The organism is Cupriavidus pinatubonensis, from assembly GCF_019602855.1.
In the GTDB taxonomy this organism is placed as follows: domain Bacteria; phylum Pseudomonadota; class Gammaproteobacteria; order Burkholderiales; family Burkholderiaceae; genus Cupriavidus; species Cupriavidus pinatubonensis.
Map to the genome: position 1 here is coordinate 2,120,404 of NZ_CP080766.1, position 18,678 is coordinate 2,139,081.

The 18,678-nt window shown below is 64.6% G+C and carries 15 protein-coding genes; 13 read left to right on the forward strand and 2 right to left on the reverse strand.

The genetic code is table 11. The features are described 5' to 3' along the window. Positions 1–100: 100 nt before the first annotated feature. Complete coding sequence (gene fdhA / locus K2O51_RS09610; RefSeq protein WP_011300938.1) at positions 101–1,297, forward strand: formaldehyde dehydrogenase, glutathione-independent; 1,197 nt, start codon at positions 101–103, stop codon at positions 1,295–1,297. Positions 1,298–1,389: 92 nt separating this feature from the next. Here fdhA and K2O51_RS09615 read toward each other — a convergent pair whose 3' ends face one another. Beyond that, positions 1,390–2,406, reverse strand: coding sequence for a GlxA family transcriptional regulator (locus tag K2O51_RS09615; protein ID WP_011300937.1), 1,017 nt, complete (start codon positions 2,404–2,406; stop codon positions 1,390–1,392). A 405-nt stretch (positions 2,407–2,811) separates the two neighbouring features. On the opposite strand from K2O51_RS09615, the gene K2O51_RS09620 reads away from it, so the two are divergent. The 10 genes from K2O51_RS09620 to K2O51_RS09665 all read left to right on the forward strand — a co-directional run bounded on the left by K2O51_RS09620 (position 2,812) and on the right by K2O51_RS09665 (position 15,183). After that, positions 2,812–4,092 (forward strand): serine hydroxymethyltransferase, encoded by a 1,281-nt coding sequence (locus K2O51_RS09620; RefSeq protein WP_220630127.1) that lies wholly within the window; start codon positions 2,812–2,814, stop codon positions 4,090–4,092. Positions 4,093–4,106: 14 nt separating this feature from the next. Then, positions 4,107–5,078 (forward strand): dipeptidase, encoded by a 972-nt coding sequence (locus K2O51_RS09625; protein WP_140950958.1) that lies wholly within the window; start codon positions 4,107–4,109, stop codon positions 5,076–5,078. A 131-nt stretch (positions 5,079–5,209) separates the two neighbouring features. Beyond that, positions 5,210–5,743: a DUF5943 domain-containing protein gene (locus tag K2O51_RS09630; protein WP_011300934.1), complete on the forward strand. Its 534-nt coding sequence runs from the start codon at positions 5,210–5,212 to the stop codon at positions 5,741–5,743. 61 nt (positions 5,744–5,804) lie between these two features. Beyond that, on the forward strand, positions 5,805–7,868 hold the full coding sequence (locus K2O51_RS09635) for an NADH:flavin oxidoreductase (RefSeq protein WP_011300933.1): 2,064 nt from the start codon (positions 5,805–5,807) through the stop codon (positions 7,866–7,868). Between the two features lie 2 nt (positions 7,869–7,870). Further along, positions 7,871–9,796 carry a (Fe-S)-binding protein gene (locus tag K2O51_RS09640; RefSeq protein ID WP_011300932.1) on the forward strand — a complete coding sequence of 642 codons (1,926 nt, stop codon included), beginning with the start codon at positions 7,871–7,873 and terminating at the stop codon, positions 9,794–9,796. Positions 9,797–9,800: 4 nt separating this feature from the next. Next, a complete protein-coding gene (locus K2O51_RS09645; RefSeq protein ID WP_011300931.1) occupies positions 9,801–10,967 on the forward strand; it encodes an electron transfer flavoprotein subunit alpha/FixB family protein in 1,167 nt (388 codons plus the stop codon). After that, positions 10,964–11,749: a drug:proton antiporter gene (locus tag K2O51_RS09650; RefSeq protein ID WP_011300930.1), complete on the forward strand. Its 786-nt coding sequence runs from the start codon at positions 10,964–10,966 to the stop codon at positions 11,747–11,749. The genes K2O51_RS09645 and K2O51_RS09650 overlap by 4 nt, the downstream gene beginning before the upstream one ends. 55 nt (positions 11,750–11,804) lie before the next feature. Then, complete coding sequence (locus K2O51_RS09655) at positions 11,805–13,046, forward strand: aromatic ring-hydroxylating oxygenase subunit alpha (protein ID WP_011300929.1); 1,242 nt, start codon at positions 11,805–11,807, stop codon at positions 13,044–13,046. Positions 13,047–13,073: 27 nt separating this feature from the next. Continuing rightward, the gene (locus tag K2O51_RS09660) at positions 13,074–14,228 is read left to right on the forward strand and encodes an FAD-binding oxidoreductase (protein WP_140950957.1); all 1,155 of its coding nucleotides are present in this window, start codon (positions 13,074–13,076) and stop codon (positions 14,226–14,228) included. Positions 14,229–14,319: 91 nt separating this feature from the next. Then, complete coding sequence (locus K2O51_RS09665; RefSeq protein WP_011300927.1) at positions 14,320–15,183, forward strand: glycine betaine ABC transporter substrate-binding protein; 864 nt, start codon at positions 14,320–14,322, stop codon at positions 15,181–15,183. 76 nt (positions 15,184–15,259) lie between these two features. Here the strand turns inward: K2O51_RS09665 and purU are convergent, their stop codons facing one another. Beyond that, a complete protein-coding gene (purU, locus tag K2O51_RS09670) occupies positions 15,260–16,132 on the reverse strand; it encodes a formyltetrahydrofolate deformylase (RefSeq protein ID WP_220630128.1) in 873 nt (290 codons plus the stop codon). Between the two features lie 475 nt (positions 16,133–16,607). On the opposite strand from purU, the gene K2O51_RS09675 reads away from it, so the two are divergent. Further along, positions 16,608–17,765: a quaternary amine ABC transporter ATP-binding protein gene (locus K2O51_RS09675; RefSeq protein WP_220630129.1), complete on the forward strand. Its 1,158-nt coding sequence runs from the start codon at positions 16,608–16,610 to the stop codon at positions 17,763–17,765. Next, a complete protein-coding gene (choW, locus tag K2O51_RS09680; RefSeq protein WP_220630130.1) occupies positions 17,758–18,654 on the forward strand; it encodes a choline ABC transporter permease subunit in 897 nt (298 codons plus the stop codon). The genes K2O51_RS09675 and choW overlap by 8 nt, the downstream gene beginning before the upstream one ends. Positions 18,655–18,678: the final 24 nt, after the last annotated feature.

Consider the following 18,678-nt stretch of genomic DNA (forward strand, 5'->3'; position numbering starts at 1 on the left):
CCCGCGCCGGCATCCCCGAATACGCTCGAAGACGCTGCCGCGCATGCCACGCCGATCGCCGTGGCTGCGGCACGATTCAACAAGACATGGAGACAACGCGATGAGCAGCAACCGAGGCGTCGTATATCTTGGGCCGGGCCAGGTCGAGGTACAGAAGATCGACTATCCGAAAATGGTCGATCCCAGCGGCCGGGCCATTGGCCATGGCGTGATCCTCAAGGTCGTGACCACGAACATCTGCGGGTCGGACCAGCACATGGTGCGCGGCCGCACGACCGCACCGACCGGCCTTGTGCTCGGTCACGAGATCACCGGCGAGGTCATCGAAATCGGCCGCGACGTCGAGACGCTGAAGCTTGGCGATCTGGTGTCTGTGCCGTTCAATGTCGCGTGCGGCCGCTGCGCGATGTGCAAGGAGCAGCACACCGGCGTCTGTCTTACCGTCAACCCGTCGCGCGCGGGGGGAGCTTACGGGTACGTCGACATGGGCGGCTGGATCGGCGGGCAGTCCGAGTACGTGATGGTGCCGTATGCCGACTTCAACCTGCTGAGATTTCCCGACCGCGACCAGGCGATGGCGAAGATCCGCGATCTCACCTGCCTGTCGGACATCCTGCCGACGGGCTATCACGGTGCCGTCACCGCGGGCGTGAAGCCTGGCTCGACGGTCTATATCGCCGGCGCGGGCCCGGTAGGCATGGCTGCCGCCGCATCAGCCCGCCTGCTTGGCGCAGCCTGCACCATCGTCGGCGACATGAACCCGGCGCGTCTCGCGCACGCGAAGGCGATGGGCTTTGAAGTCGTGGACCTGTCGAAGGACGCAACGCTCGGCGAGCAGATCGCCGAGATTCTCGGTACGCCCGAGATCGACTGCGCGGTGGACTGCGTCGGCTTCGAGGCGCATGGCCACGGCTCGTCCGGCTACGTGGAGGAGGCGCCTGCCACGGTGCTCAATTCGCTGATGGAAATCACGCGGCCCGCCGGGGCGATCGGCATCCCGGGCCTCTACGTAACGGATGATCCGGGCGCCCAGGATGCAGCGGCGCAGCGCGGCAGCCTCAGCATCCGCTTCGGCCTCGGCTGGGCGAAGTCGCACTCGTTCCATACGGGCCAGACGCCGGTCCTCAAGTACAACCGCAACCTGATGCAGGCGATCCTTCACAATCGTTTGCCGATTGCCGAAATCGTCAATGTGACGGTCATCCCCCTTGATCAGGCGCCGGAAGGCTACAAGCAGTTCGATGGCGGCGCGCCACGCAAATTCGTTATTGATCCGCACGGGCTGTTGGCGGCCTGACCATTAGCGCAGAAACAAAACGGGCGGCCGATTTGCGGCCGCCCGTTTTGCCGTTTGAGGCAGTGTGCTTCACTGCCGCTTCCCCCGAACGCTCACGCGTGCAGCATCACTGAAGACGATCCGTGCCCCGACGACTTCGCCAGTGGCGCGCTCTGCGCCCTGCGCTCGCGCGTAGGCGCGACGCCGAACTCGTCGCGGTAGCTCTTGCTGAAGTGGCACGCGGACTGGAAGCCACATGCCATGGTGATGTGCATGATCGACATATCCGTCTGCAGCAGCAGCTCGCGCGCACGGCGCAAGCGCAACGTCAGATAGTAATGCGTCGGTGTCATGCCGAGATGGTCGCGGAACAGGCGCTGCAACTGCCGCTGCGACAGGCTTGCGAGTCGTGCTAGCTCTTCGCGCGACAGGGGCTCCTCGATGTTGTTCTCCATCAGCGAGACCACTTCGAACAGGGACTTCTTCGCCGAGCCCAGGCGTGCGACCAATGGGATCTTCTGCTGCGCGCTCGTGTCGCGCACATGCTCGACAATGAACTGCTCCGCGATCTGCGTGACTCGCGCAGTACCGACGCGACGTGTGATCAGGTTCAGCATCATGTCCAACGGCGCGACTCCGCCCGTGCACGTGATCCGGTCGCGGTCGATCACGAACAGTTCCTTCAGGAAGCGCGTGTCGGGAAACTCCTCCTTGAGTGCGGACATGTTTTCCCAGTGGATCGCGCAGGCATAGCCGGCCAGCAGGCCGGATTTCGCGAGGGCGTACGTGCCGGTGCAGAGGCTCCCCAGCAAGGTGCCCTCGCGCGCCGCACGCCGCAGCGTGGAGAGGTGCTCCGCTGTCGTCGAACGTTGCACGTCGATGCCGCCGCAAACGAACACGATGTCGGGACGCCCGATGCTGTCTGCCCGCTGAGTGTCGAGCGCCAGGCCGTTGCTCGCCGTCACCAGCCCGCCATCCGGGCTGATGATGCTCCAGCGGTACAGCTCCTGCCCGCTCAGGTAATTCGCCATGCGCAGCACTTCGATCGCATTGGTGAACGCGATCATGGTGAAGTTGGGGAGCGGCATGAACGCGAAGTGAGCTAACGACGCGGTGCGATCGGTCGACATGGGGGCGTCCTTCAAATTTTTTAAGGTGCGTTTCCGGCCTTCGCGGAAAAGGCCCGATGCTTTTTACTTATTGTTAAGTCACCCGCAACAAGCATGCCATACGGCGAAACCCTAGAACTTTCGTGGGGTGCCTCGCAGGCAGCATGGCGGACGGGTTTTCTGCTGCGCCGCACTCGTGACACGCCGCACACGCAACGCGCCACGCACCGTTGCGGTGCGCTTTCCGGCCGCTTGTGCAAATCGGACGCAAATGGCGGAAATGGAAAAGAACGCGTCTGAATTCATCAATCGGCCAAAAACGCGAACGACAAGAATAGATCCGTTGGCAACGCTGTGCCGCTCCGGCAAACAAACCTGGCGCCGCGGGCCTCTCGTCCTCAGCCATTTCATCCCACACGGACCTCTATGTCGAACACCCAGTCTTTCTTCTCGCAGCCCCTGGCCGAGCGCGATGCGCTGGTTCGCGGCGCCCTTTCGAAGGAACTCGAGCGTCAGCAGTCGCAAGTCGAGCTGATCGCCTCGGAAAACATCGTGTCGCGCGCGGTGCTCGAAGCCCAAGGTTCGGTACTGACCAACAAGTACGCCGAAGGTTACCCGGGCAAGCGCTACTACGGCGGCTGTGAATTTGCGGACGAAGTCGAATCGCTCGCGATCGAGCGCGTGAAGCAGCTCTTCAACGCCGGCTTTGCCAACGTGCAGCCCCACTCGGGCGCCCAGGCGAACGGCTCGGTGATGCTCGCGCTGACGAAGCCGGGCGACACCGTGCTCGGCATGTCGCTGGACGCGGGAGGCCACCTGACCCATGGCGCCAAGCCGGCGTTGTCGGGCAAGTGGTTCAACGCCGTGCAGTATGGCGTGAACCGCGAGTCGATGCTGATCGACTATGACCAGGTCGAAGCGCTTGCGAAGGAACACAAGCCGAGCCTGATCATCGCCGGCTTCTCCGCGTATCCACGCCAGCTCGATTTCGCCCGCTTCCGCGCGATCGCCGACAGCGTCGGTGCGAAGCTGATGGTCGACATGGCGCACATCGCCGGTGTGATTGCTGCGGGCCGTCATTCGAACCCGGTCGATTATGCCCACGTCGTCACTTCGACGACGCACAAGACCCTCCGAGGCCCGCGCGGCGGATTCGTGCTGACCAATCATGAAGAAATCGCCAAGAAGATCAACTCGGCCGTGTTCCCCGGGCTGCAGGGTGGCCCGTTGATGCACGTGATTGCAGCCAAGGCGGTGGCGTTCGGCGAGGCGATGACGTCGGACTTCAGGACCTATATCGACAACGTGCTCGCGAACGCCAAGACCCTCGGCGAAGTGTTGAAGGAAGGCGGCGTCGACCTGGTCACCGGCGGCACCGACAACCATCTGCTGCTGGTCGATCTTCGCCCGAAAGGGCTCAAGGGCACGCAGGTCGAGCAGGCGCTCGAACGTGCCGGCATCACCTGCAACAAGAACGGCATTCCATTCGACACCGAGAAGCCGACCATCACGTCCGGAATCCGGCTCGGCGCGCCGGCCGCCACGACGCGCGGCTTCGGTGTTGCGGAGTTCCGCGAGATCGGCCGCCTGATCCTCGAGGTGTTCGAAGCGCTGCGCGCGAATCCGGAGGGCGACGCTGTCACCGAGCAGCGCGTGCGCCAGCAAATCTTCGCGCTGTGCGATCGCTTCCCGATCTACGAACGATAAGACTGGAGCCCCCCATGAGCCCGCTGCACCAGGACAGCATCATTATCGACGGCCTGAACATCTCGAAGTTCGAGCGGTCGGTGTTCGAAGACATGAAGAAGGGCGGCGTCACGGCCGCGAACTGTACGGTCTCGGTCTGGGACAATTTCACCAAGACCGTCGACAACATTGCGCTGATGAAGCAGGCGATTCGCGACAACAGCGAACTGCTGACGCTCGTGCGCACCACGGAAGATATCCGCCGTGCAAAGCATGAGGGCAAGACCGGCGTGATCCTCGGCTTCCAGAACGCGCACGCTTTCGAGGACAACCTCGGCTATGTCGAAGCGTTCGCCGACATGGGCGTGCGCGTCGTGCAACTCTGCTACAACACGCAGAACCTGGTGGGCACCGGATGCTACGAGCGCGACGGCGGCCTGTCGGACTTCGGCCGCGAGGTGATCACCGAGATGAACCGCGTCGGGATCATGGTCGATCTGTCGCACGTTGGGGGCAACACTTCGTCCGAGGCGATTGCGTTCTCGAAAAAGCCGGTCTGCTACTCGCACTGTCTGCCGTCGGGCCTCAAGGAACATCCGCGCAACAAGAGCGATGCGCAGCTGAAGGAGATCGCCGATGCGGGCGGCTTCGTCGGCGTGACGATGTTCGCGCCGTTCCTCAAGCGCGGAATCGAGGCGACGGTCGACGACTACATCGAAGCGATCGACTACGTGGTCAACCTCATCGGCGAGGATGCGGTCGGCATCGGCACCGACTTCACGCAGGGCTACAGCACCGAGTTCTTCGACATGCTGACGCATGACAAGGGCCGCTACCGGCGCCTGACCAACTTCGGCAAGGTGATCAACCCTGAAGGGATCCGCACCATCGGCGAGTTTCCGAACCTGACCGCGGCGATGGAACGAGCTGGCTGGAAGGCCTCTCGCATCCGCAAGATCATGGGCGAGAACTGGGTGCGCATCTTCAAGGAAGTGTGGGGCGCCTGACCCCCGCACCGCGCCAGCTTTCCATCAAATCACCACAAACGGGGCGGGCGTGCGCGATAGCGCGCGCTCGCGGGCGACGCCGCGTCTACGCAACGCTACCGCGGCTTGCCTTTCCTCACGGAGTTACCACGATGCAACCGCAACTGCCAATCGACGTTGATCCCGAAACCGGTGTCTGGACCACCGACGCGCTGCCGATGCTTTACGTGCCGCGCCACTTCTTCACGAACAACCACGTCGCCGTCGAAGAGGCGCTCGGGCGCGAGGCATACGAAGAGATCCTCTACAAGGCCGGCTACAAGTCCGCCTACCACTGGTGCGATAAGGAGGCGCAGTTGCACGATATCAGTGGGATGGCCGTGTTCGAGCATTACCTGAAGCGGCTGTCGCAGCGCGGCTGGGGCCTGTTCTCGATCCTCCAGGCCGATCCGGCGACGGCTAGCGCGCGCATCGCGCTGCGCCACTCGTCATTCGTGCTCCAGCAGCCGGAAAAGAGCGGCAAGCTTTGCTACATGTTCGCCGGCTGGTTCGCCGGCGCAATGGACTGGGTCAACGACACCGCTTACGCAGGCAAGGGCGCACCGCGCGCGCAGTCGAAGGAAGTGCAGTGCGCGGCCGAAGGACACGATCACTGCGTGTTCGAAGTGTCGCCGATCGCGCGCTGACACCGAAGCCCGTCCGCACTACGAGAAATACGAGACACACCAACGCCAGAGGTCGTCCGCGATGCGTTATCCCCACTTGTTCAAACCTTTGCAGCTCAATCAGCTGACGCTCCGCAACCGGATCGTGAGCACCGCGCACGCGGAAGTGTATGCCGAGCCGGGCGGCCTGCCAGGTGACCGCTACATTCGCTACTACGAAGAGAAGGCAAAGGGCGGCGTCGGCCTGGCAATTTGCGGCGGCTCGAGCCCCGTGTCGATCGACAGTCCCCAGGGCTGGTGGAAGTCGGTGAACCTCTCGACCGACAAGATCATCGATCCGCTGTCGCGGCTGGCCGAGACGATGCACCGGCATGGCGCCAAGATCATGATCCAGGCCACGCACATGGGACGCCGCTCGGCGTTCCATGGCGAGCACTGGCCACACCTGATGACGCCATCCGGCGTGCGCGAGCCCGTGCACCGTGGCAACGCCAAGATCATCGAGGTCGAGGAGATCCGCCGCATCATCGCCGACTTCGCGGCAGCCGCGAAGCGCGTGAAGGACGCGGGCATGGATGGCATCGAGATCTCGGCCGCCCACCAGCACCTGATCGACCAGTTCTGGAGCCCGCGCACGAACTTCCGCGCCGATGAGTGGGGCGGTAGCCTCGAGAACCGCATGCGCTTCGGCGTGGAGGTGCTCCAGGCGGTGCGTGAGGTGGTCGGCAAGGATTTCTGCGTGGGGCTGCGCATGTGCGGCGACGAGTTCCATGAAGACGGTCTCGATCACGAGCAACTGAAGGAGATCGCGCAGGCGATGTCCGAGTCCGGGCTCGTCGACTATATCGGCGTGGTCGGCTCCGGCGCCGATACGCACAACACGCTCGCAAACTGCATGCCGCCGATGGCACTGCCGCCTGAGCCGTTCGTGCATCTGGCCGCCGGTATCAAGTCGGTGATCAAGGTACCGTTGATGCACGCGCAGAGCATCCGCGACGCGGGCCAGGCCGAGCGCCTGCTCGCGAACGGCATGGTCGACCTCGTCGGCATGACGCGCGCCCAGATCGCCGACCCGCACATGGTCATCAAGATCCGCGACGGCCGCGAAGACGAGATCAAGCAATGCGTCGGCGCGAACTATTGCATTGACCGTCAGTACAACGGCCTCGACGTACTGTGCGTGCAAAACGCCGCGACCTCGCGCGAGGCGACGATGCCGCACATCATCGAAAAGTCGCGTGGCCCGAAGCGCAAGGTGGTGGTTGTTGGTGCGGGACCGGCCGGCCTGGAAGCGGCACGCGTCGCGCGCTCACGCGGCCACGACGTCGTGCTGTTCGAGAAGAACACGGAAGTCGGCGGACAGATCCTGCTCGCTGCCAAGGCACCGCAGCGCGAGCAGATGCAGGGCATCGTGCGCTGGTTCGACATGGAGACCAAGCGCCTTGGCGTCGACCGGCGCCTTGGCGTTGAAGCGGATGCAAAGATGATCATGGCGGAGAAGCCGGACATCATCGTGCTCGCTACGGGCGGCCGGGCATTCTCCGATCAGGTGCCGGGCTGGGCCGTGGCCGAGGGGCTCGCGGTCAGTTCCTGGGACGTGCTGGCCGGCCGCGTCGAGGCGAAGGAGAACGTGCTCGTCTATGACGGCGTGAGCACGCACGCCGGTGCAGGCGTGGCCGACTACCTGGCGAGCCGCGGCGCGAAGGTCGAGATCGTGACGCCGGACGTCAAGGTTGCCGATGATTGCGGCGGCACCACCTTCCCGATCTTCTATCGCCGCCTGTACGCGCAGGGCGTGATCCATACGCCGAACTACTGGCTCGATCGTGTCTACGAGGAGGGCGGCAAGAAGATCGCGGTGCTGCGCAACGAGTACACGGAAGAACTCGAGGAACGCGCGGTCGACCAGGTCGTGATCGAGAACGGCTCGACCCCGAACGACGCGCTGTACTGGAAGCTCAAGCCGGAATCGCTCAATCGCGGCCAGGTCGACGTGCACAAGCTGTTTGCGTCGGAGCCGCAGCCGAGCCTGTCGGAAACGCTCGGCAACGGCCGCTTCCTGTTGTTCCGCGTCGGCGACTGCATCTCGATGCACAACATCCACGGCGCGATCTACGACGCGCTGCGGCTCGTGAAGGATTTCTGACGATGAACCCGTCCCTCCTGATTACCGTTCTGCTGTGGCTGTCGGTGGCGGGGCTCGCATTCGCGGTCGTGAAGCGTGCGTCGTACTGGCGGCTCGGCCGGGCGACCGCACCCGGATCGTTCGGCATCGCGAACCTGCTGGCCATCCCGAAGCGCTATTTCGTCGACCTGCACCACGTCGTCGCGCGTGATCCGTACATCGCGAGGACGCACGTTGCCACGGCAGGCGGCGCGATTGGTGCGCTGGGGCTCGTGTTCGTCAATTACGGTCTGGCGATCTATTCGCCATGGCTCGACAAGGCGATCTTCGCCGCGGCGCTCGCGATGCTGGTTGGCGCGGTGTTCGTCTGGCGCCGCCGGAGCGCGAAGGACGTACCCGCGCGTCTGTCGAAGGGGCCATGGAACACGCTGCCGTGGCTGCTGGGTTCGTTCGCACTCGGTCTCGTGCTCTACGTGGCCGTGCCGGCTGGCGTCATGTCGGGCGCGTTCGCGGTAGTCTGCGCGTTGCTGATCGGCGCCGGTGCGTTCGCGATGACGTTCGGCGCGGCGAAAGGCGGGCCGATGAAGCATGCGATTGCCGGCCTCATGCATCTTGCGTTCCATCCGCGCCAGGAACGGTTTGCTGGCAAGTCGGACTCATACACGGGCAGCGGCACCGCCACCCCGCCGACCGCGCTCAAGCTGCCCGAGATCGAGAAGCAGGAGTACGGCGTGGCCAAGCCCGTGGAGTTCCGCTGGAACCAGCTGCTGAGCTTTGACGCCTGCGTGCAGTGCGGCAAGTGCGAGGCCGCGTGTCCCGCGTTCGCCTCGGGCCAGCCGCTCAATCCGAAGAAGCTGATTCAGGATCTGGTGGTCGGCATGGCGGGCGGCAGCGACGCCGCATACGCAGGCACCCCGACGCCGGGCATCCCCGTCGGCCGACACCGCGGGGAGCCGAATGGCCCGATCGTGTCAGGCCTGATCGATGCGCAGACGCTGTGGTCGTGCACGACCTGCCGGGCCTGCGTGCAGGAATGCCCGATGCTGATCGAGCACGTCGATGCGATCGTCGACATGCGCCGCAACCAGACGCTCGTCCACGGCACCGTGCCTGGCAAAGGGGCCGAAGTGCTCGCGAACCTGCGCGAGACCGGCACGATGGGCGGCTACGACACCGCGGCGCGCTATGACTGGTCGGTCGACCTGAATGCGCCGGTCGCGCAGCGGGGCAAGACGGTCGACGTGCTGATCGTGGCCGGCGAGGGCGCCTTCGACATGCGCTATCAGCGCACGCTGAGGGCCTTCGTGAAGGTACTGAACAAGGCTGGCGTCGATTATGCGGTGCTCGGTGGCGTGGAAACGGACACCGGCGATGTGGCCCGCCGTCTCGGCGACGAGGCGACGTTCCAGCAGATGGCGAAGCGCCTGATCGGCACGCTCGGTACCTTGTCTTTCAGGCAGATCGTGACGGCGGATCCGCACGTGATGCACAGCCTGCGCAACGAGTATCGCGCCTTGGGCTTGCGCGTCACGGTCAAGCATCACACGAGCTATCTCGCCGAACTGGCGGACAGCGGCCGTATCGCGCCGAAGGCGGTCGAGGCGCTGCGCGAAAAAGTCACCACCTATCACGACCCGTGCTATCTCGGCCGCTACAACGGCGAGACCGAGGCGCCGCGCAAGCTGCTGAAGACGATCGGCATCAAGGTGGTGGAGATGGAGCGCCATGGCATGCGCGGCCGCTGTTGCGGCGGCGGGGGCGGTGCGCCGCTGACCGATATCCCGGGCAAGCAGCGCATCCCTGATATCCGCATCGCCGATGCACGTGCAGTAGGTGCAGAAGTGGTCGCGGTCGGATGCCCGAACTGCACGGCAATGCTCGAAGGCGTCGTCGGTCCACGCCCGGATGTGCTGGATGTGGCCGAACTTGTTGCGGCCTCGCTGGAGTGACTCGATGAACCAGATCCCACGTATCGATCCACGTCGGCCGTTCGTGATCACAGCGGCCGGCCTGAGAAGGATTACACTCGGCGAGACCGGCAGCGCGGATCCGAACGCTGCACACTGGTCCGCGCACGGCCACGGCACGGCGGCAAGGCCGCGCCGCGCCGTCAGCGATCCGCGGCACGTGCTGCTCGTTGTCGCGCACAGCGAGCGCGGCGCGCTGGACGACCATGCGTGCCAGGCGCTCGCCGCGGCGGCGCTGCTTGCCGATGCGCAGACCGAGGTCGCGCTGCTGGTGTTCGGCGAACTGAAGGACGACGCGGCACCGCTCGGCGCCGACAAGGTCATTGCCCTGCCCACCTTCGATCGCCGCGCCTTTGCGCCCGATGCCGAACTGCGGGCGCTGCTGGCCTGCGCGGCCGCGCTGTCGCCTAAACATCTTTTCCTGCCGGATAACGCGACCGGCGATGGCGATCTGGGCCGCCGCTACGCGGCCGCAACCGGTGCGAGCGTCGCGACGCACGTGGTCGAGATCGACGCGGGCCACGTCGGCACCTACGCACAGGTGAAACGCGCCTTTGCGACACGCTCGCTGCCCGACGTGATCCTGCTTGCGCCGGGCGCGGTCGACACGAAGCTCCCGTTCACCGGCGCGGGCGAGTCGTTGTCAGGCGACTTCCTGCTCGGCATTGGCGATGGTGCGCAGCCGTATCGCGACCTGGGCCTCGAGGAGATCGATGCCGCACAGGTCGCGCTCGAGGAGGCGGACTTCATCGTGTCTGCCGGCAATGGCGTGGCCGATATCGGCGCGTTCGAGCAGCTTGCCGGCGTGTTCGGCGCAGCAATCGCCGCGAGCCGCGTCGCCGTCGACAATGGCCATTTCACGCGCGACAAGCAGGTCGGCGCGACCGGCAAGACCGTAGAGGCGAGTGTCTATATCGCGTTTGGCATCTCTGGCGCCGTGCAGCACCTGCAGGGCATCAAGGACTGCCGTCACGTGATCGCCGTCAATCTGGACGGCAGCGCGCCCATTGCCAAGCGCGCGAACCTGACCATCGTCGGCGATGCGAACGAGACGATCGCGGCGCTGATGGCAGCGGTGCAGGCCGCACGCCGCACCAACGGAAGGGCGCCGGCAGCGGCCAGCGTCCGCGAACCGCTAGGAGCCGCAGCATGAACGCCCCCCAACAAATCCGGCGCATCGCGGTGCTCGTGTCTATTGGCCGTCATCCGGTCAGCGGCGCTACGCGCTATAGCCGCAACGATGCCGCGGCGCTCGAAATCGGCCTGGCCCTGGCGGACAAGCATCGCGCGCAGCTCGCGGTGCTGCATGCGGGTGACGCCACGGAGCCGGCCCTCGCCGAGTACCTGGCGCTCGGGGCACGCGAAGTCGAGGTGCTGGCCTGCGGGGCAGCGGATGATGCCGCGCGCACATTGGCCGCACGTGTGAAGGACTACGACCTCGTTTTGACCGGGACACGGGCGGAGGGCGCGTACGACACCGGGATGTTGCCCTACCACGTTGCCGCGGCGCTTGGCCGCCCGCTGCTCGGTGCGGCCGTCGATGTCGACATCGCTGAGGGGCGCGTCACCGTGCGGCAGTTCCTGCCGAAGGGCCTGCGCCGTCGCGTCGAGGCGGTGCTGCCGGCCGTGGTGGCCGTCCATCCGCTCGCCAATGTGCAACCGCGCTTTGCCTACGCACGGCTGCGGGCGGGCGTGATTCGGACGGCGCCTGCGGCGCGGTTCGCAGACGCCAACGCCGCCACATGGACGCTCGGCGCTGCGGAGCGCAAGCCGGTCAGGCTGGCGGCCGCCGAAAAGCGCTCAGGGCATGCCCGGATGCTGTCGGCGACGACGACCGAGAGCCGCGGCGGAAACGTCGTAAATGGTGGGACTTCGGTCGAAAAAGCACAAGTCATCCTCGCCTACTTGCGCGAGCATCAACTCATTGACTACTGAGGTTGCCGGTCCATCGGCAAACAAACCAGGAATGCAGGGAATCCGGAGCCAGACGATGAAAGTATCGGCAGACATTGGTGCGCTGGTGGAACGGCGCAAGCAAGGCTACAGCCTCGAGGCGCCTTTCTATCAGAGCGAGGAGATTTTCGCGCTCGATATGGAAGCGATCTTCCGCAAGCACTGGATCCAGGTGGCGGTCGAGCCAGACGTGCCGGAGCCGGGCGACTACATAACCGTCGAGCTGGGCCACGACTCGATCCTGGTCGTGCGCGACGACGACATGCAAGTACGCGCCTTCCATAACGTGTGCCGCCACCGCGGCGCGCGCCTGTGCAACGAGGACAAGGGCACGGTCGGCAACATCGTCTGCCCGTACCACAGCTGGACCTACAACCTGACCGGCGACCTCATGTTCGCCGAGCACATGGGCGAGAAGTTCGACCGGTGCAAGCACAGCCTGAAATCCGTGCACGTGCAGAACCTCGCGGGCCTGATCTTCGTCTGCCTGGCGGACGAGCCGCCCGCCGACTTCGCGGCGATGCGCGCCGCGATGGAGCCCTATTTGCTGCCGCATGACCTGCCGAACACGAAGATCGCCGCGCAGGTCGACATCATCGAGGAGGGCAACTGGAAGCTCACGATGGAGAACAACCGCGAGTGCTATCACTGCGTGGCGAACCATCCCGAGCTGACCATCTCGCTGTATGAGTATGGGTTCGGCTATCAGCAGTCGCCGGCCAACGCCGAGGGCATGGAAGCGTTCGAGAAGACCTGCATCGCGCGCGCGGCGCAGTGGGAAGCGCTGAACCTGCCGTCAGCCGAGATCGAGCGCCTGCTCGAAAGAACCGGCTTCCGTACGCAGCGCTTGCCGCTCGACCGCAGCGGCGAGTCGCAGACGCTCGACGCGAAGGTCGCCTCGAAGAAGCTGCTCGGCAAGTTCGAGCAGGCCGACCTGGGCGGGCTCTCGTTCTGGACGCAGCCGAACTCATGGCATCACTTCATGAGCGACCACATCGTCACGTTCTCGGTGATTCCGCTGTCGGCCGGCAAAACGCTCGTACGCACGAAGTGGCTCGTCCACAAGGATGCGCAGGAAGGCGTCGACTACGACGTGGCGAACCTGACGGCGGTGTGGAACGCGACCAATGACCAGGACCGCGTGCTCGTCGAATATTCGCAGCGCGGCTCGGCAAGCAGCGCGTACGAGCCTGGCCCCTACTCGCCGTTCACCGAAGGCCTCGTCGAGAAGTTCTCGGCCTGGTATATCCGCCGGCTCGCAGAGCACGTCGGCGCATAGGCGCAAGCAAAGGAAGCGGAGATGGAGATGATGCGCGATGCAGTCCAATTCGAGCCAGCCGACAGCCGGGTGACGCGCCCGTCGTTCTGGAGTTCGCTCCCGGAGCGCTGGACGAGCGACGTCGAGGAGACGCTTGTGTGCTGCCACGTGCGGCAGGAAACGCACGACGTGAAGAGCTTCTTCTTCCATTCGCCGGACGGTCGCGCGTTCGTGTTCGAGCCGGGGCAGTTCATCACGCTGGAGCTCGAGATCGAGGGCGAGACTATCAACCGGTGCTACACGATTTCGTCGTCGCCCGCGCGACCACACACGCTCTCCATCACGGTCAAGCGTGTGCCGGGCGGCAAGGTGTCGAACTGGCTGCACGATAACATGCGGCCAGGAACGCCGATCCGCGTGCTCGGTCCGGCCGGCGAGTTCACCTGCGCGCGGCATCCGGCGCGCAAGTACCTGTTCCTGTCCGCAGGCTCCGGCATCACGCCCCTGATGTCGATGAGCCGTGCACACCATGATCTTGGCGAGGATCGCGACATCGTGTTCGTGCACAGCGCGCGTACGCCGGACGACATCATCTTCTCGCGCGAGCTTGACCTGATCGCGTCGAACCACGCGAACTTCCGCACCTCCTTTGTCTGCGAAAGCGTTGGCGCGCGTACCAGCTGGCCAGGCGTGACGGGGTTCCTGTCGCTCCCGCTCCTGAAGCTGATCGCGCCGGACTTCATGGAGCGCGAGATCTTTACGTGTGGGCCGGCGCCGTACATGAAGGCGGTGCGCGACCTGCTCGACGAAGGCGGCTTTGATCGCAGGCGCTACCACGAGGAAAGTTTCTCGTTCGAGACGCTGACGGCCGATGGCGCGGCCGATGCGCCGGCCCCGGATACGGACGTCGCATCGGCACCAAACGGCATTGCGGACATGGCGGCGTTCAGCGTCAGCTTCGCGAAGAGCCGACGCGAGATCGTCTGCAGTTCGGGCCAGCATGTACTTGAAGCGGCGCGGCAGTCGGGCGTGCGGTTGCCAGCGTCATGCACGCAGGGCATGTGCGGGACCTGCAAGGTCAAGCTCGTATCCGGCCAGGTCGAGATGAAACACAACGGCGGCATCCGCCAGCGCGAGATCGACCAGGGGATGGTGCTGTTGTGCTGCAGCAAGCCGCTGTCGGATCTCGTCATCGACAAGTAGGCGCTGCAGCGCCTGCTCCGCGGCTGATGGCCGCACGCTCGACGGTTCTAACTACACGGAGCGGTTCCGCTCCGGCCAATGGAGGTATGCCATGAAGCTTCTTTCCAAGCTGTTGTTTACCGGCGCAGCGTCGGTGATGTTGACATGGAGCGCGTTCGCGCTTGGGGACACGAAACCGACCCTGAAGATAGGTTACGTCGAGGGTTGGGATGACAGCGTCGCGACGACCAACGTCGCCGCGCGGATCATCGAGAAGAAGCTGGGTTACCCGGTTCAGCTCGTGCCGCTCGCAGCGGGCGTCATGTGGCAGGGCGTTGCGCGCGGCGATCTCGATGCGACGCTGTCCGCGTGGCTGCCGGTGACGCAGGGCGCGTATTGGGACCAGTTCAAGACCAAGGTGGTCAATCTTGGACCGAACTTTACCGAGGCAAGAATTGGCCTGATCGTTCCGGCATCAGTGACGGCGAAGAGCATCGATGATCTGAACGCACAGAAGGCGGCGTTCGAAGGGCGCATCGTCGGCATCGATGCCGGCGCCGGCGTGATGCGCAAGGCCTCGGACGCCATCAAGAGCTATGGACTCAGCTATTCGCTGATGCCGAGTTCGGGCAGTGCGATGACTGCGGAGCTGGCGCGCGCGATGAACGCGAACAAGCCTGTGATCGTGACGGGTTGGGCGCCGCACTGGATGTTCGCCAAGTGGAAGCTGCGCTTCCTCGACGATCCCAAGAAGGTGTTCGGTGATGCCGAGCACGTCGACAACATCGTGAACCCCGGCCTCGAGGCGAAGGCAAAGCCGGTCGTCGTGTTCCTGAAGAAATTCCAGTGGAAGCCCGGCGAAATCGACAGCGTGATGCTGGCGATCCAGGGCGGCACGAAGCCCGATGCGGCCGCCGATGCGTGGATCGCCGCGAATGCGGAGCGCGTGAATGCGTGGCTCGAAGGCGACCGCTAGTTCGTAACGCCTCAAGAAAGTCAGGGAGGGTTCCGGCCACGGTCGCATTGCGATCGTGGCCGATGTGTTTTGGGGCTTACTGGAACACGACCGTGCGGTCGCCGTTCAGGAACACCCGTCGATCGATGAAGGCCTTGACCGCGCGTGCGAGCGTGATGCATTCGACGTCGCGTCCAACCGCGAGCAATTGCTCGGGCCGGTACGAATGATCGACGCGCTCGACCGCCTGCTCGATGATGGGACCTTCATCGAGATCGTCGGTGACGAAATGCGCCGTCGCGCCGATCAGCTTGACGCCGCGCGCATGCGCCTGGTGATACGGCTTCGCGCCCTTGAAGCCAGGCAGGAAAGAATGGTGGATGTTGATCGCGCGATTGGCGAGCTTTCCGCTGGTTTCGGGGGACAGCACCTGCATATAGCGTGCAAGGATCACAAGCTCGGCGCCGCTCGACTCGAACAGGTCCAGCCACTGCGCTTCCTGTTTTGCCTTCGTCTCTGGCGTGATCGGGAAATGCCGGAACGGGAGATCATGCTGCCGGGCGAGTGGTTCCAGGTCGGGATGGTTCGAAGCAATCCCCACGATGTCCATCTTCAACTCGCCCATGCGCCAGCGGAACAACAGATCCGCGAGGCAATGCTCGAGCCTGGACACCATGATCAGTACCTTCGGGCGCGCGTGCGCGTCGTGGATCGCCCATTGCATGCCGAAGCCCTCCGCTATCGGCGTGAACTCCTGCCGCAACACGTCAATGCCCGGCGCCTGGGCGTGGGTGGGATGGAATACACAGCGCAAGAAGAAGCGGTTGCTCAGGTCGTCATCGAAGACGGTCAGTTCGTCGATGTAGCAGCGATGGCGTTCCAGCAGGCCGACGACCGCAGCCACCTGGCCGGGGGCGCTCGGGCACGACAGCGTGAGAATGAAGGTTTGTGAGCGGGGCAGGGCGTCCATGGGATTCCTTTGGTGGAGTGGGGTGGCCGCCGGGCGCGTCGTGCGCTCGCGCGTGCCATGCGCGAAGTAGAGCAGTCCGGATGCCAGGCTGGATAGAACCGAAGCGCCACGAGGGTGGTATCGGTGCGCCAATGCGGTTGGGGTGTTGCGGTGCCGGTGTCGCCAGCGAAACCGCGCGCGCGGGTCGCAATCGGCCCATTCGGCGTCGCTTGCGGACAAGCCGGCTCGGACAGCCTGCCGCCGTGATTGCCGGTGTCGCATTTGTGCAAGCACTTGTCGGAATTCATCGGCAGTGGGGGGGATTTTCTGACAACTATGTAGGGGATCGCACCGTGTCTGAAGGCGATGCGACGAATCTGGTTTCCCGACGCATGCTGGACAGAGGTAGCGAAGCACCGCCCGCCTTTCGGAGATAGGGAAGGCCCAGGCATGCCATATGACGTATGAGTCCCCGCAGGACCAGGAGAGGGTTTCAATGGATAGTCCAAAGGTCGTGGTCGAAGGTCTGTGCAAGGTATTTGGCAGCAATCCGCAACAGGCGCTCGACATGCTCGCCGCCGGGTCGACGAAGGACGAGGTGTTCCGGCGCACCGGCCAGGTCGTCGGTGTGCACAACGTATCGTTCGACGTCAGGGAAGGCGAGATCTTCGTGCTGATGGGCCTGTCCGGCTCCGGCAAGTCGACGTTGATCCGTCTCGTAAACCGGCTCGTCGAGCCGACAGCCGGCAAGGTGCTGATCGGTGGCCGCGACGTGGCCGCCGTGAGCCGCTCGGAACTGATCGCGCTGCGTCGCAAGGACATGAGCATGGTGTTCCAGTCGTTTGCGTTGATGCCGCAACGCACTGTGCTGTCGAACGCTGCGTTCGGGCTCGAGGTCGCCGGCGTCAGCCGGAAGGAGCGTGAGCGCAGGGCGATGGCCGTGCTTGAAGAGGTCGGCCTCGCGGCGTTTGCGCACAAGCTGCCGCGCGAATTGTCGGGTGGCATGCAGCAGCGTGTCGGCCTGGCGCGGGCCCTTGCGGTCAACCCGTCGCTGATGATCATGGACGAGGCGTTCTCCGCGCTTGATCCGCTCAAGCGCAAGGAAATGCAGAACGTGCTGCTGCAGCTACAGAAGGAGCATCGCCGCACGATCATGTTCGTGTCGCACGATCTTGAGGAAGCGCTGCGCATCGGCAGCCGGATCGCGATCATGGAAGGCGGCCGCCTGGTACAGGTCGGCACGCCGCAGGAAATCATTGCGAAACCGGCCGACGACTACGTCCGCAACTTCTTCGACGGGATTGACACGAGCCGCTACCTGACGGCCGGCGACCTGATGCAGACGGACGCCGTACCGATCGTGTCAAAGCTTGACGCACCGACGATTGCGACGACGCTCAACGGGCACGCCGGATATGCCTTTGTGCTCGATGCCCAACGCAAGCTTCGTGGCTGCGTCATGCGCGATGCCATGGAAAGCCTGCGGCCGGTCGAGAGTATCCGGCGCGATGCGTCGCTCGAACACGTGGTCGAGCGCGTCGTCGCGAGCGCGAATGCGCTGCCGGTCGTCGACGAGTACGGCTGCTACTGTGGCTCGGTCGACCGCGCCGTCATCCTGAAAGCCATCACGCACCTGCGAGGTCACCATGTCTGAATATCTTCCGCTCGGCCACTGGGTCGACCAGTCTGTCCACTATCTTCTCGATCACGACGCAGCAACGTTCGACACGGTCGGCCGCGCGATCGAGGGGCTCGCCGCACTGATCGAGCGCAGCCTGCAGGCAGTGCCGATGTGGCTGATGATGGCGATCTTCATCGGCATTGGACTCTGGCGCGTCGGCTGGCGCTTCGCGCTCTTCACGGCCGCGTCGCTGTCCGTGATCTTCGCCACGGGATTCTGGGACCAGACGGTCATTACGCTGGGCCTGACGCTGTCATCGACCATCATCAGTCTGATCCTGGGCGTTCCGCTCGGCATCTGGGCGGCGAAGAGCAGAGTGGTGGCGGCCGTCGTGCGCCCGATCCTCGACCTGATGCAGACCATGCCGGCGTTCGTCTACCTGATTCCCGCGGCGATGCTGTTCGGCCTGGGCCGCGTGCCGGGCATCCTGTCGACGGTGATCTTTGCGATGCCGCCCGCTGTGCGCCTGACGAGTCTTGGGATCCGGCAGGTGAACATGGAGATCGTCGAGGCCGGCCATGCCTTCGGCTGTACGCCATGGCAACTGCTGTACAAGGTGCAGTTCCCGAACGCGCTGCCGTCTATCATGCAAGGCGTCAACCAGACGATCATGATGGCGCTGTCGATGGTGATCATCGCCTCGATGGTCGGCGCTGGCGGCCTGGGCAACGAGGTGCTCGCGAGCATCCAGCGCCTGGACATCGGCCTGGGCTTCGAAAGCGGCCTGTCTGTCGTGCTGCTGGCAATTATCCTGGACCGCATTACCGAGAGCTTCGGCCGCGCGCCAGGCACCGTGAAGGCACCGCTTTTCTCGGGGCTCAGGCAACTGTTCAGCGCCAAGGCCACGACGGCCCGGGCCTGATGCCGGCTCATCTGTCCGCCAGGA